The organism is Arachnia propionica (assembly GCF_003932785.1).
Lineage (GTDB): Bacteria > Actinomycetota > Actinomycetes > Propionibacteriales > Propionibacteriaceae > Arachnia > Arachnia propionica_B.
Map to the genome: position 1 here is coordinate 28,539 of NZ_RQYT01000003.1, position 13,817 is coordinate 42,355.

General features: G+C 67.9%; 11 protein-coding genes. 10 read left to right on the forward strand and 1 reads right to left on the reverse strand.

The annotated features are described in order from the left end of the window. Window positions 1-38: 38 nt before the first annotated feature. The 3 genes from glmS to EII35_RS02325 are packed head-to-tail and all read left to right on the forward strand — an operon-like array spanning window position 39 to window position 3,086. On the forward strand, window positions 39-1,868 hold the full coding sequence (glmS, locus tag EII35_RS02315) for a glutamine--fructose-6-phosphate transaminase (isomerizing) (RefSeq protein ID WP_125226852.1): 1,830 nt from the start codon (window positions 39-41) through the stop codon (window positions 1,866-1,868). A gap of 28 nt (window positions 1,869-1,896) precedes the next feature. Beyond that, entirely contained in the window at window positions 1,897-2,247 is a 351-nt protein-coding gene (locus tag EII35_RS02320; RefSeq protein WP_125226853.1) for a holo-ACP synthase, read from the forward strand. Next, window positions 2,244-3,086, forward strand: coding sequence for an ADP-dependent NAD(P)H-hydrate dehydratase (locus tag EII35_RS02325; protein ID WP_125226854.1), 843 nt, complete (start codon window positions 2,244-2,246; stop codon window positions 3,084-3,086). Before EII35_RS02320 ends, EII35_RS02325 begins: the two co-directional genes overlap by 4 nt. Before the next feature lie 423 nt (window positions 3,087-3,509). Here EII35_RS02325 and EII35_RS02330 read toward each other — a convergent pair whose 3' ends face one another. After that, window positions 3,510-4,340 (reverse strand): alpha/beta fold hydrolase, encoded by an 831-nt coding sequence (locus EII35_RS02330; RefSeq protein ID WP_125226855.1) that lies wholly within the window; start codon window positions 4,338-4,340, stop codon window positions 3,510-3,512. A 727-nt stretch (window positions 4,341-5,067) separates the two neighbouring features. Between EII35_RS02330 and EII35_RS02335 the strand changes: the two genes are divergently transcribed. The 7 genes from EII35_RS02335 (at window position 5,068) to EII35_RS02365 (ending at window position 13,782) form a co-directional block, all read left to right on the forward strand. Then, window positions 5,068-5,805 (forward strand): LamB/YcsF family protein, encoded by a 738-nt coding sequence (locus tag EII35_RS02335; protein ID WP_125226856.1) that lies wholly within the window; start codon window positions 5,068-5,070, stop codon window positions 5,803-5,805. Beyond that, window positions 5,802-7,310 carry a 5-oxoprolinase subunit B/C family protein gene (locus tag EII35_RS16380; protein WP_125226857.1) on the forward strand — a complete coding sequence of 503 codons (1,509 nt, stop codon included), beginning with the start codon at window positions 5,802-5,804 and terminating at the stop codon, window positions 7,308-7,310. The genes EII35_RS02335 and EII35_RS16380 overlap by 4 nt, the downstream gene beginning before the upstream one ends. Window positions 7,311-7,344: 34 nt before the next feature. Continuing rightward, a complete protein-coding gene (locus EII35_RS02345; protein WP_185744120.1) occupies window positions 7,345-8,358 on the forward strand; it encodes a DUF695 domain-containing protein in 1,014 nt (337 codons plus the stop codon). 177 nt (window positions 8,359-8,535) lie between these two features. After that, window positions 8,536-8,832 carry a co-chaperone GroES gene (groES, locus tag EII35_RS02350; protein ID WP_125226859.1) on the forward strand — a complete coding sequence of 99 codons (297 nt, stop codon included), beginning with the start codon at window positions 8,536-8,538 and terminating at the stop codon, window positions 8,830-8,832. 15 nt (window positions 8,833-8,847) lie between these two features. Next, on the forward strand, window positions 8,848-10,437 hold the full coding sequence (gene groL / locus EII35_RS02355; protein ID WP_125226860.1) for a chaperonin GroEL: 1,590 nt from the start codon (window positions 8,848-8,850) through the stop codon (window positions 10,435-10,437). A gap of 249 nt (window positions 10,438-10,686) precedes the next feature. Further along, a complete protein-coding gene (locus EII35_RS02360) occupies window positions 10,687-12,117 on the forward strand; it encodes a right-handed parallel beta-helix repeat-containing protein (RefSeq protein ID WP_125226861.1) in 1,431 nt (476 codons plus the stop codon). 297 nt (window positions 12,118-12,414) lie between these two features. After that, window positions 12,415-13,782, forward strand: a complete 1,368-nt coding sequence (locus EII35_RS02365; protein ID WP_185744121.1) for a right-handed parallel beta-helix repeat-containing protein — start codon at window positions 12,415-12,417, stop codon at window positions 13,780-13,782. The last annotated feature ends 35 nt before the right edge of the window (window positions 13,783-13,817 follow it).

Genomic DNA, 13,817 nt, shown 5'->3' on the forward strand with positions numbered 1-13,817 from the left:
AGTCAAGAAATGCGCAGCTGTGATGTACGGTTCTCCTCGTGTGTGGAATCGTTGGATACCTGGGCAGCCGCGACGGGCGGCAGATCGTCGTCGACGGACTGCGTCGACTTGAGTACCGCGGCTACGACTCGGCGGGCATCGCCGTCGTCGCCGACGGGGAGCTGAGCCACGCGAAGAAGGCGGGCAAGATCGCCAATCTCGCCGCCGCGATGGAGGCCGAGCCCCTGCCCGCCTCCGGCACGGCCATCGGCCACACCCGTTGGGCCACCCACGGTGCCCCCACCGACGCCAACTCCCACCCGCACCTCGCCGGGAGGGCCGCGGTGGTCCACAACGGGATCATCGAGAATCATGCCGCGCTCCGGGACGGCCTGACGGGGCCGTTCGCCTCGGAGACCGACTCGGAGGTGGCTGCTCATCTCCTGGACCGCGAACTCGCCGCTGGGGCGGACCTCGTCGAGGCGATGCGTGCCGTGGTGAAGCGGCTGGAGGGAACCTTCACGCTCGTCGCCGTCGACGCCAAGGACCCGGACCGGATCGTCGCCGCCCGCCGCAACTCACCGCTGGTGGTGGGGATCGGTGACGGCGAGTACTTTCTCGCCTCGGACGTCGCGGCGTTCATCGCCCACACGCGCGACGCGCTCGAACTGGGTCAGGACCAGGTCGTCGAGCTGACCCGTGAGGGCGTCGAGGTGACCGACTTCGACGGCAACCCCGCCCCGACGCGGTCCTTCCACGTCGACTGGGACCTCACCGCCGCGCAGAAGCAGGGCTACGACTGGTTCATGCGCAAGGAGATCTTCGAGCAGCCCAAGGCCGTCGCCGACACGCTCCTGGGGCGCACCAATGAGCGCGGGGAAATCGTCCTCGACGAGATCCGCATCAGCCCCGAGGAACTGCGCCGCATCAACAAGATCGTCATCGTCGCCTGCGGGACGGCCTTCTACGCCGGACTCGTCGCCAAGTACGCGATCGAGCACTGGACCAGGATCGCCTGCGAGGTCGAGCTGGCCTCCGAGTTCCGGTACCGCGACCCGATCATCGACCCCATGACCCTTGTGGTGACCATCTCGCAGTCCGGCGAGACCGCCGACACGCTCATGGCCATCCGGCACGCCCGGGAGCAGCACGCCAAGGTCATCGCGATCTGCAACACCAACGGCGCCACCATCCCGCGCGAGTCCGACGCCGTCATCTACACCCACGCCGGGCCGGAGATCGGGGTGGCCTCCACGAAGGGGTTCACCACCCAGCTCATCGCCTGCTACCTGCTGGGCCTGTTCCTCGCCCAGGTGCGGGGGATGAAGTACGCCGACGAGATCCGGACCATCCTCGACGAATTGCAGCGCATGCCGGAGGAGATGCAGCGGGTTCTCGACGCGCAGCAGCAGGTCCTCGACCTGGCGGGCGAGCTGAAGGACGCGCCGTCGGTGCTGTTCCTCGGCCGTCACGTCGGGTACCCCGTCGCCCTCGAGGGGGCACTCAAGCTCAAGGAGCTCGCCTACATCCATGCGGAGGGATTCGCGGCGGGTGAGCTCAAGCACGGCCCGATCGCGCTCGTCTCCCCGGGACTGCCCATGTTCGTCGTCGTGCCGCCCCACAGCCGTGACCAGCTGCGCGACAAGGTGATCTCCAACATCGCCGAGGTGCGGGCCAGGGGGGCGCGCACCATCGTGCTGGCCGAGGCCGACGACGCGGAGGCGCGCGAGCACGCGGACGTCTTCCTCGCGCTGCCGCGGGTCTCGACGCTCATCCAGCCGTTGCTGGCGATCCTGCCGCTGCAACTGTTCGCCTGCGAGGTCGCCACCCAGCGCGGCCACGACGTCGACCAGCCCCGCAACCTGGCGAAGTCCGTCACCGTGGAGTGAGCAGGCGGTGGCCGCGTAGGCTGGCCGGATGATCGTCGGTATCGGCACGGACCTGTGCGTCATCGAACGTTTCGAGGCGATGTTGGCGCGACGCCCGGGGATCGCCGAGCGGCTCCTCACCCCCGGCGAGCGTGCCCTGCCCGTGCGCTCACAGGCGGCCCGGTTCGCCGCGAAGGAGGCGCTCGCCAAGGCGCTGCGGAGTCCCGGAGGGCTGCGCTGGCTCGACGCGGAGGTGGTCACCGACCAGGCCGGGGCGCCCGCCTTCGTCCTCACCGGCACCGTCGCCCGGGCCGCGGCGGCGCTCGGGGTCTCAAGGGTGCATCTCAGTCTCTCCCACGACGGCGGCCTCGCCACGGCCTTCGTGGTGTGCGAGTCATGACCCGGGATCCGCAGCTTGGCCAGCTCGCCGACCTGTGGCCCGTGCCCGGTGCGACGAGCCACAAGTACAGCCGGGGCGTCGTCGGCATCGATGCGGGCTCGGCCCGTTACCCGGGGGCGGCGTTGCTGGCCGTGGCAGGCGCGCTCGGGGCGGGGCCCGGCATGGTCCGTTACCTGGGCTCGGCACCCGGGGAGCTCGTCGTCGCCCGGTTCCCCAGTGTGGTGCTCGCCGACGGTCAGGTCCAGGCCATGGTGCTCGGCCCCGGCTGGGGAGAACGCAGCGACGCCGGACGTCGGCTGGAGGAGGCGATCGAACGGGAGGTCCCCCTGGTCCTCGACGCGGAGGCCCTGCGGTTGCTGCCCCGTCGGCTGCCACACGGCAGCCTCGCCACCCCACACGCAGGAGAACTGGCCGCCATGCTCGCCACCGAACGCCCGGTCGTCGAGGCCGACCCGGCCGCCGCAGCGCGTCGTGCCGCTGCGCAGTTCGGGGTGACGGTGCTGCTCAAGGGGGCCATCCAACCGGTCGTCACTCCGGAGGGTGTGATCAGGCGCGCGATTCCAGGACCGGCATGGACCGCCCAGGCGGGATCGGGGGATGTGCTCGCCGGGGTCTGCGGGACGCTGCTCGCTGCGGGTCTGTCAGCCGCGGACGCGGCCTGGGCGGCCGCCAGCCTCCAGGCCGTCGTCGCCGCCCGTCACCCGGGTCCCTGGACGCCGGACGTCCAGGCCGCACGGTTCCCACAGGTCGTGGCCGACCTCGCCCGGGACGCGTCAGGATCGTGCTGTGCAAATGGGGTCCCTCCGGACGGGACAGGGCCGGATCGCCCGACCGGATGAGGGAGCGGCTACGCGAATCCACGGCGGCGGACCCGTGTCGAGATCTCCGGGGGATTCGCGCCCAGCTCGAGTGCCAGCAGCCACCATGGTCACGAATCGCCGTGCTGCTTCCATGGCGGCGTTGACATCGCGATCTCACCGAAGCAAGGCGGCGATTCGTGACCAGCCCATCCTTCAGTCACCTCCTCCCACCGGCCGCCAGTGTGCTGATTCGCCTGCCTTGGTTCGGAAATGCCTGCCTTGTCCGGAATCGCCTGCCGAACAAGGCAGGCGAGCCACACCGAAGGCAGGCGAACCCGCGTCAAGGCAGGCGAACCCGCCGCGGTCACGGATCGACGTCGTGGAGGATTGTGCGGGGAGGGTGGCCTCGGCTCGGGGGCAGCCTTGATGCCTCCGCTGAGCAACCCTCCGGGTGCCGAGGTCTCACCTCGCCTGCACGCGGCGGCTCCAATCCCGCAGCAGGGCGGCGACGATCTCGGGCTGTTCCAGATGCACGTTGTGCCCTGCTTCGTCGAGGACCGCGAAGCTTGCCCGTGGATAGGCTGACAGCAGTTCATGCTGATCCCGGAAGCCGACCACGTGGTCCTGTCTTCCCGTCACGATGAGCGTCGGCCCTTCAAACGGGGGAACCGAGTGCTCCGGGGCGGCGCCGAGGCTGTACCGCCGACCGAGTCGAGCCATCGCCACCGGGTCCGCGGCCTTGATTCCGGGCAGGGCGGCATCCCTGAAGCGTTCCCAGGAAGGTCTGGTCCAGCAGGTGGCGATCTGGGTGAACTCCTCACGGTCCGGCTCGGGCAGCGACGCCAGTAGGGCCTCGTCCCGTGCCACCACCGTCTGTTCGGGGACGCGACGTGCCGAGACATCCGAGTCCACCACCGGGGCGAGCAAGGCGACCCCACGCACCTGTTCCCGATGTCGCGCCGCCAGCCAGCGCACCAGGAGACCACCGAGCGAGTTGCCGAGCAGCGCGAAGGGCTGCTCTCCCAGCAACTCGGCGACTGTCTGTTCCAGCCAGTGAGCAATCTCCGGCAACCCGCCGGGGCCTTCACTGAGGGGAGGAGTCCCTCCGAATCCCGGCAGGTCCAGGTAGATGCGTTCCCAACCGCAGGAGTCGAGGGTGTCGTCGAGTGCGAGCAGCAGCCGATGGTCAACCCCGTTGCCATGCACCAGGACGAGTGGCTCTCCCTCGCCCCGTCGCACCACGTGACCACGGCGGCCAGCGATCCGCTGCCCCTCATCGTTCCGGGCATCCATGTTCCAAGCCTAGATGAGCGAGAGGTGCCCGCGACGCAGCGTGTGGTGCCGACCGAGGCGGCTTGAGACGTTACCTTGGGCGCGATCTCGTCAGGGCGCCCGGATCCGGGTCTGCCCTGAAGCGGACGATCACTCATGAGTTGCCGGACGGAACGAACATTCGCCTCCCTGACCTGGTTTCAGCTTAGAGGGCGCGCGGATAGGTGCATCTACTGCGGTCGCCCCGGTGTCCCCCCTGGCTGTGTTGTCCTCCTCGAACGCACGATCCAGTGTGCTCTTCGTCGTCCGCCTTGCCAGGACGCCACCGTGACGATCCTCGTCACGATCCCCCTATCCGCGCACCCTCTCAGAGGGAGCGGCTCACCAAGTTCCCAGTGCGAATGCTGTGCGACGTCTGCAGGACGCCGTGACGCTGTTGGCCTGTGCCGGACCCGGAGGTCTGGTCCCTGCCCCGAGCACGTCGATGCGCGCGAACCTGAACCACGTGGTGAAGTGTCTGTGGGCGGTGGGGCGCCAGCAGTGCCAGCGAATCGAGTTCGAGCCGTCCAATGCACTCAGACCTTTCGTCAGGACTGGGTGGTTCCGTCCTTCCTCGGCTCCACCACCGTCGCGGCGTCCACGCGCCGCCGCCCCGCACCCGGGAGGGGGTGACCACGTGGGGTCCTCCTGGGCCGCTCAGCAGTCCTGAATCGTCGTGGTCTCCTTCTCGCCCTTCTACACTCGGGCCATGCGGATTGACCTCAATGCGGATGTGGGGGAGTCTTTCGGCCGGTGGCGGCTCGGTGACGACGAGGCCCTCTTGGCGCAGATCTCCAGCGCGAACGTCGCCTGTGGTTTCCATGCGGGTGATCCGCTCACACTCACCACCACGTGCCGGATCGCCCGAGAACGCGGGGTCGCGATCGGGGCCCAGGTCAGTTACCGGGACCTCGCCGGGTTCGGGCGGCGTTTCATCGACGCCACCCACGACGAGCTGCGTGCGGATGTGGTCTACCAGATCGGGGCGTTGCAGGGAATCAGCCGGGCGGTGGCCTACGTCAAACCCCACGGCGCGCTCTACCACGCCACGATCAGCAACGAGGCCCACGCCGCCGCCGTCGTCGACGCGGCCGCCCGGTTCGGGCTGCCCCTGCTGGGCCTGCCCGGCTCCCTTCTCCTCCGGCTCGCAGTGGACAGGGGACTCCGAGCCATTCGGGAGGGTTTCGCCGATCGTGGCTATCTTCCCGATGGTCGTCTGGTGCCCCGCGACCAGCCCGGCGCCCTCGTCACCGATGCCGACGCCGTCGCCGCCCGGGTGGTGCGGCTGGCCACGACGGGGGAGATCGAGGCCGTCGACGGCACCGTGCTGCGTCCCCGGGTGGACTCGGTGTGCCTCCACGGCGACACCCCCGGCGCGGCCCAGTTGGCAGCTCGGGTGCGCGATGCGCTGACCACGGCGGGCGTCGAGGTCGCCTCCTTCGCATGAGGTTCCTGCCCTGCGGGGAACGGGCGGTCCTCATCGAGTTCGCCGAACTCACCGAGGTTCTCGCCGCGGAGGCGAGGCTGCGGGACCGTGTCACCTCCGGCGAGCCTCCCTGGCGCCGCGTCGTCGACATCGTCGCTGCGCAACGAACCCTGCTCGTCACCCATCACCCGGGCGACCTCCGGTCCGTCCTCGAGGCAGCACTGGATGGACTCCGTCCTGAGCTGCCCGTGCCGCAGGATGAGGTTGTCATCGACGTCCTCTATGACGGCGAGGACCTCGCCGAGGTGGCGGAACTGACCGGTCTCAGCGTGAGCGGGGTGGTCGCCGCGCACACCTCAACCCCGTGGCGGGTGGCCTTCGGTGGGTTCGCGCCGGGCTTCGCCTATCTCGTCGGAGGCGACCCCCGACTCGCGGTACCGCGACGCAGCATCCCTCGGTCCCGCGTCCCTGCCGGATCGGTCGGTCTGGCGGATCGGTTCAGCGGCGTCTACCCGACGGCATCCCCCGGGGGCTGGCAGCTCATCGGGCGCACCGACGCCACGCTCTTCGACGCCGACGCCGAGCCGCCCGCACTCCTGAAACCCGGCAGCCTCGTCCGTTTCCGCAGCGTGAGGACGTTGGCGACGCCGACCCGTCGCAGTCCCGCGGCCACGGTGGTGGCGGGGCGTGCCATCACCGTCGAGCACACGGTGTTTCCCCTCACCGTCCAGGACCGTGGCCGTCCGGGGCGCGCTGCGATGGGGGTCGGGGTCTCCGGCGCGGCGGACCGCGGCGCGTACCGACGAGGCGCGCTGCTGGTCGGCAACCGCGCCGGCGAGGCGGCGCTGGAGATCACCATGGGGCAGTGCGTCCTGCAGGCCGTGGGCACCCTCACCATCGCCCTGACCGGCGCCCGCTGTCCTGCCGACGTCGACGGGCACCCCGTGCCGATGGGGCACCCCCTGCTCCTCCCCGACGGTGCGAGGCTCACCCTCGGCACGCCGAGTTCCGGGCTGCGCACCTACCTCTCGGTCGCCGGAGGCATCGACACCGCCCCGGTGCTGGGGTCGCGGTCCTTCGACACCCTGGGGCGGATCGGGCCGGAACCCTGCACGGCCGGTGCCGTGATCCCGGTGGGGGAGACCGCAGCGGGATGGGGGCGCCCGGTGCCGTCCGAGCCGCCGAGGCGCGACGCCGGGATCCTGCGTTATGTTCCGGGCCCACGGGAGGACTGGGTGCAGGACCTGGCGGGCAGCCACTGGCAGGTCAGCCCGGAGGTGGATCGGGTGGGGGTAAGGCTGGTCGGGGACCCCCTGCCCAGGCGCTCCGGGGAACTACCGAGTGAACCGGTGGTGGCAGGGACCATCCAGGTTCCGCCAAGTGGGCTGCCCGTGCTCTTCCTGGCCGACCATCCGTTGACCGGGGGCTATCCCGTCGCAGCTGTGCTCACCGAGGAGGCCATCGACCTTGCAGCACAGCTTCGTCCCGGTGAGGAGGTGGTCCTGCTGCCGATCGATGGTCGGTGAGATCCTGTCAGTGCCGGGTTGTAGGTTGAGTCCCATGGCACACAACTCATCCCGCATCTCCCACCCCGACTCGGTGCAGCAGTTCTGGACCTGGTGGGAGGAACATCGCATTGAGGTGGCCCGCGCCGTCGCCACCGGGGAACAGGTCGAACGGATCGCCGAGGAACTGACCACACGGCTGGATCAGGTCGATGAGCGGCTCGCCTGGGAGGTCGGGGCGGGCGACGGGGGCTCGGCGATGGTGCTCGTCATCTCGGCGGAGGGGGACCCTGCGCTCCGCGCCCTCGCCCGGCGTGTCGTACTGGCGGCACCACCTGCCGATGCGCAGTGGTGCTACGCCGATCTCAAGGCACCGAAGAGTGGCGGGGTGCTGAGCTTCGCAGGGCATGATCTCGACCTCGACGACGCCCGGGTGGCCGTGGAGCAGGACCCGACCAAGGTCCACCTCGAGGTGTGGCACCCGGTCTTCACGCAGGTGGATGAGGACACGCGCCTGCGGTTGGCCTTCCTCATGCTGGACACCGTCGTCGGCGAGGAACGCATCGAACTGTGGGTGGGGGCTGTCGAGGCGGCCGAGGAGGAGCCGGAGGATGCGGTGCCCCTCGCCGAGGTGCAGCGCGCCATCGACGACCTGCGGGCCTCCTTCCTGGCGGAGGGTGGCGAGCCCTGCTGGACCCTGCTCCAGGGGGAGGGGCCGAACGGGCCCTTGGTGGCTCGCGTCCAGTTCCCGGTCCACAGCCTGGTCAACCCGCTGTGGGAGACCCACGTCGCCATTGAGCGTCGATACCCGGACGACAGCGGCACCGGGTTCCCCGGGGAGGAGGACCACGAACTCAACGGCCGGATCGAGGACGAGATCATGGCCAGTTGTGGCCGGGACGGGGACCTGAGGGCCGTGGAGACGGGCGGCGGACGGGTCCTGTGGCACTGCTTCGCGGACCCGACCACGGGGCTCGCCGCACGGTTGCAGGACATCGCCCACCGCCACGGCGCGCAGGTGACCATCGAGCACGATCCCGCCTGGGAGACGATCGACCACCTGGGCTGACCGCCGACGACCCGTCGGGATTGGCACTCCACTTGATTGAGTGCTAACCGGGGTATAGCTTTGGTTCTGGCACTCGACCAGTTCGGGTGCCAGCCCCGGGTGGCACCGCGACGACGCCCGGACCGGAAACCGAAACTGACCCGGCGCTGCGCCGGAGAACACAGAAAGGGGCCTGACGTGGCAACCACGATCAAGCCGCTCGAGGACCGCGTCCTCGTCAAGCCGCTCGAGGCTGAGCAGACCACCGCTTCCGGCCTGGTCATCCCCGACACCGCCAAGGAGAAGCCGCAGGAGGGTCAGGTCGTCGCGATCGGCCCCGGCCGTATCGACGACAAGGGCAACCGCGTCCCGCTGGATGTCGCCGAGGGCGACGTCGTGATCTTCTCGAAGTACGGCGGCACCGAGGTCAAGTACGACGGTGCGGAGTACCTGCTGCTGAACGCCCGCGACATCCTCGCCGTCGTCTCCCGCTGAACGGGGTAGCGCAACATGGCAAAGACTCTGCAGTTCGACGAGGACGCGCGCCGCTCACTCGAGCGGGGTGTGGACACCCTCGCCAACACCGTCAAGGTGACGCTCGGCCCCAAGGGCCGCTACGTCGTGCTCGACAAGAAGTGGGGCGCCCCCACCATCACCAACGATGGTGTGACCGTCGCCAAGGAGGTCGAGCTCGAGGACCCGTACGAGGATCTCGGCGCGCAGCTGGCCAAGGAGGTCGCCACCAAGACCAACGACGTCGCCGGTGACGGCACCACCACCGCCACGGTGCTCGCCCAGGCGCTGGTCCACGAGGGCCTCCGCGCCGTCGCCGCCGGTTCCAACCCGGTCGGCCTCAAGCGGGGCATCGACAAGGCCGTCGAGGCCGTTGTCGAGCGTCTCCACGCCAACGCCCGCGCCGTCGACACCACCGCCGACATGGCGTCGGTCGCCACCATCTCCTCGCGTGACGAGCAGATCGGTGCGCTCATCGCCGACGCCTTCGACAAGGTGGGCAAGGACGGTGTCATCACCGTCGACGAGTCCAACACCTTCGGCACCGAGCTGGAGTTCACCGAGGGCATGCAGTTCGACAAGGGCTACCTGTCCCCGTACTTCGTCACCGACGCCGACCGCATGGAGGCCGTGCTCGAGGATCCCTTCATCCTCATCCACTCCGGCAAGATCTCCTCGATGAACGACCTGCTCCCGCTGCTGGAGAAGGTCATCGCCGCCAAGGGCACCCTGTTCGTGGTGGCCGAGGACGTCGACGGTGAGGCGCTGAGCACGCTGGTGGTGAACAAGATCCGTGGCACCTTCACCTCCGTCGCCGTCAAGGCCCCGGCCTTCGGTGACCGGCGCAAGGCCATGCTCGAGGACATCGCGATCCTCACCGGTGGCCAGGTCGTGGCCCCCGAGGTCGGCCTCAAGCTCGACCAGGTGGGCCTCGAGGTCCTGGGCCGGGCCCGCCGCGTGGTGGTGACCAAGGACAACACCACCATCGTCGACGGTGCCGGCGACTCGGCCGAGGTTCAGGCCCGCGTGGCCCAGCTGCGCGCCACCATCGAGCGCACCGACTCCGACTGGGATCGTGAGAAGCTCCAGGAGCGGGTCGCGAAGCTGGCCGGTGGCGTCTGCGTCATCAAGGTGGGTGCCGCCACCGAGGTGGAGCTGAAGGAGAAGAAGCACCGCATCGAGGATGCCGTCTCCGCCACCCGTGCGGCCATCGAGGAGGGCATCGTCGCCGGTGGCGGCTCCGCCCTCATCCACGCCGCCAAGGTGCTCGAGGGTGGCCTCGGGCTGGAGGGCGACGAGCGTGTCGGCGCCGCGATCGTGGCGAAGGCCGTCGTCGAGCCGCTGCGGTGGATCGCCGAGAACGGCGGCGAGGCCGGATACGTCATCACCTCGAAGGTCGCCGAGATGGAGCCCGGCTTCGGGTACAACGCCAAGACCGGGGAGTACCAGAACCTGGTCGAGGCCGGCGTCATCGACCCGGTGAAGGTCACCCGCTCCGCGCTGGCCAACGCCGCCTCGATCGCCTCCCTGCTGCTCACCACCGAGACCCTCGTGGTGGAGAAGAAGGACGACGACGAGGCCAAGTGACGCGCCTCAGTCACGCCGGGCCCCGGGACCACATGGTCCCGGGGCCCGGTTCTTCGTGGTGATGTCCGGCCTGTTCCGGGATCGACACCCGATCCGCACAGCTGCTGTGTCAAGACGCCAGTCGGCCGGACGGGGGGCGAGCTGGGGGGTTGTCGGCTGTGTGGCGGCCTGATTAGAGTCCAAGACGACCCCAAAAATGAGTCGTTTCAAAGGGTCGTTCGACATCCCCTACGGAAGTGGAGTCCCAAGATGACTGTCAGTCGTCGAAGCATCCTCATGGCCGCAGCAGGGCTGCCGGCCGTGTCCCTCCTGGCCGGTGCCCCCATGGCCTCGGCCGATACCAGCACCAATGCCACCTTCTACCTCTCCGAGCGCGGGGACGACAACGCCGCCGGCACATCACACCGGCAGGCGTGGCGGAGCCTGGAACGGCTCCAGAAGGCCTTCGAGGACGGTCAGGTCGGTTACGGCTCGACGGTGCTGTTCCGAAGCGGCCATCGTTTCTACGGTGAGCTGTCCGCAATCCCCGAGCTCAACGGCCAGGGCCGGTTGACCCTGGGTGCCTACGGGCGTGGTCGACGCCCCCAGATCATGGGGTACAAGGTGCTCAACAAGCCCGAGGCCTGGACCAAGGTCGGCCCCAACCTGTGGCGGATCAATCTGGGTGATCCCGACACCCACGTCGGCAACAAGATGGCTCGTGCCGACCGCGATGCCAACGTCGGTTTCCTGAGGGTCGACGGGGTCATCAAGGGTCACAAGAAGGCCACCGTTGACGAACTCTCGGAGGAATGGCACTTCCACTCCGACCAGGAGCAGAAGACGCTCACCATCTTCCGTTCCGAGAACCCATCCAAGGTTGGGGACCTCCGCATCAGCGTCAACGGACGCCTCGTCCAGGCCCGCTCGCACATGACCATCGAGGGCCTCGACCTCATCGGCACCGGTGGCCACGGTGTGCAGGTCGTCGATGCCGACGAGGTACAGATCCTCGACAACCGCATCCGGGACATCGGTGGCAGCTACCTGTACGAGACCACCCGGTACGGCAATGGTGTGGAGATGTGGATCAACACCAAGGATGTCCTGGTCCAGGGCAACATCATCTATGAGGCCTATGACGTGGGTGTCACCATGCAGGGATCGCAGATCCTCGGCCCCACCGAGTGGAACGAGCCGTGGCGCACCGGTTGGAAGAACGTCCACGTGAGGGACAACAGGATCGCCCGCAACAGCCAGTCCTTCGAGATCTGGGCACGCGGATTCGAGCAGAAGGGCAAGGAGACCATCTACGACCACAGCCTGGCCTCGGGGTACCGCAACTGCTCCTTCACCGGCAACCACTGCACCGACGCGGGTGCCGGCTGGGGGCAGGCCGTCCGACCGAACCCACAGGAGGGTGGCGTCCACTTCCTGTCCTACAACGAGGACCTCCACATGGACCTCAAGGTGACGGGCAACAAGTTCCTGGGTGCCCTCAACGCCTACATGTACCGGCAGCCGGAGCAGGAGAATGACCTCGTCATCGATGAGAACGTCATCAAGCTGAAGGCAGGTCAGCGGCTCCAGGCGGATCGCCCGCAGGAGGGTGCGACCCAGCAGTTGCAGACCATCGAGGAGCACGTCGAGTGGTCCCGTGACACCGGTTTCGACCGCAACAGCGAGTTCATCATCGGCTGACACGAGTTCGATCGGGCCGACGCCGGAGGATCACTCCGACGTCGGCCCGATGTCCTGTTTCCGGAACACGTGATCTCCGCAGGGAGAAAATCCTCTCATGTACATGTCAAGATTGCGTCAATTCTTCATCAATTTCATGTCAAGAAATGGGTGCATCAAAAGGGTTTTCCAGGGCTGGCCGAAAGGCGGGCCCTCGTTGCCTTGTGGGAGGTATTCGTGGTGGTTAATCTGACCAAAGGCTCGTTGATGAATCGTTTCAACGGGTTGTCCAGAATATCCACAGAATGGAGTAGTCGGATGTCCTTGAGTCGTCGCAGCCTTCTCACCACGGCAGGTGCGCTGCCCGCGGTCGCGCTGTTGGCAGGCATGCCCGCCGACGCGTCCGCGCAGTCGCGGCGCACCTACTTCGTCTCCCTCCAGGGTGACGACAACGCCGCGGGAACCTCTGAGAGCACGGCATGGAAGACCATCAACCGGGTCAACAAGGCCTTCGCCGAGGGGCAGATCGTCCACGGTGACAGCGTGCTGTTCCAGCGTGGCCAGCGCTTCTTCGGTGAGTTCAACCAGCTCTCCGAGCCCCAGGGTGATGCCCGCCTGACCATCGGCGCCTACGGCACCGGCGCGCACCCCGTCATCATGGGCTACAAGGTGCTTGACCGCTCCCGGGCGTGGTCCAAGGTGGGCGACAACCTGTGGCAGATCGATCTCAGTGATCCCAACAACTACCGCGGCAACACGTGTTCGCAAGAGATCAGGGAAGCAAACATCGGTTTCCTGCGGGTGAGTGGAAAGCGTTTCTACGGTGCCAAGAAGTTCTCCCTCGGAGAACTGCAGGCCGAGTTCGACTTCCATTCGGATCACAAGTCCAAGCTCCTGACCCTGGTCTGCTCCGAGAATCCCGCCGGTCGGGGCCTGCTGGCTGCTGCCGATGGGTTGATGGTCCCGGCGCGGTCGAACACCACCATTCAAGGGCTCGATCTCATCGGCATCGGAGGCCATGGCATCCATGTCGACAAGGGCAACTCCGGCGTCCGCATCATCGACAACCACATCCACCACATCGGTGGCAGCCATCTCATCTGGGTGACCGACAAGGTGTTCCGTTACGGCAACGGCATCGAGATGTGGATCGGCACCAGCGACATCGTGGTCGAGGGCAACCGGGTCTACGACGTCTACGACGTGGCTTTCACGATGCAGGGCGATCAGTCGGGTCCCCACCTCGGTTGGCGGGACATCCACATCCGGGGCAACAGCACCAACCGGTGCACCCAGTCCTTCGAGGTCTGGGCAGGAGGCGGCGACCATGGCCCCGAGGCGGGTTACCGCAACTGCACCTTCACCGGGAACAACTGCCACAACGCCGGGACCGGATGGGGCCAGGAGGCCCGCCCCAACAAGGATGAGGGTGGTGTGCACCTGCTGTCCTACTCCGAGCCGCTGCCGATGGATCTCAAGATCACCGGCAACCGGTTCGCCGGGGCGGTCAACGCCTACATGTACCGTCAGCCGGAGCACCGCTCGCAGATGACCATCGACAACAACACCATTGAGCTGAAGGCTGGGCAGAAGCTCCAGCACCAGCGTGGTGAGCTCATCGAGCAGCATGCCGCTTGGTCCGAGGCCACTGGTTTCGACAAGAACTCCAAGTTCGTCATCAAGTGATCCCTCGACGACGGGGCGCCCCACAACGGGGTGCC

What these genes read in the sequence shown, in the direction of transcription:
- EII35_RS02320 (WP_125226853.1), top strand. Translation starts at nt 1,897, where the DNA reads ATGATCGTCGGTATCGGCACGGACCTGTGCGTCATCGAACGTTTCGAG.
- EII35_RS02325 (WP_125226854.1), top strand. Translation starts at nt 2,244, where the DNA reads ATGACCCGGGATCCGCAGCTTGGCCAGCTCGCCGACCTGTGGCCCGTG.
- EII35_RS02330 (WP_125226855.1), bottom strand. Translation starts at nt 4,340, where the DNA reads ATGGATGCCCGGAACGATGAGGGGCAGCGGATCGCTGGCCGCCGTGGT.
- EII35_RS02335 (WP_125226856.1), top strand. Translation starts at nt 5,068, where the DNA reads ATGCGGATTGACCTCAATGCGGATGTGGGGGAGTCTTTCGGCCGGTGG.
- EII35_RS16380 (WP_125226857.1), top strand. Translation starts at nt 5,802, where the DNA reads ATGAGGTTCCTGCCCTGCGGGGAACGGGCGGTCCTCATCGAGTTCGCC.
- EII35_RS02345 (WP_185744120.1), top strand. Translation starts at nt 7,345, where the DNA reads ATGGCACACAACTCATCCCGCATCTCCCACCCCGACTCGGTGCAGCAG.
- groL (WP_125226860.1), top strand. Translation starts at nt 8,848, where the DNA reads ATGGCAAAGACTCTGCAGTTCGACGAGGACGCGCGCCGCTCACTCGAG.
- EII35_RS02360 (WP_125226861.1), top strand. Translation starts at nt 10,687, where the DNA reads ATGACTGTCAGTCGTCGAAGCATCCTCATGGCCGCAGCAGGGCTGCCG.
- EII35_RS02365 (WP_185744121.1), top strand. Translation starts at nt 12,415, where the DNA reads ATGTCCTTGAGTCGTCGCAGCCTTCTCACCACGGCAGGTGCGCTGCCC.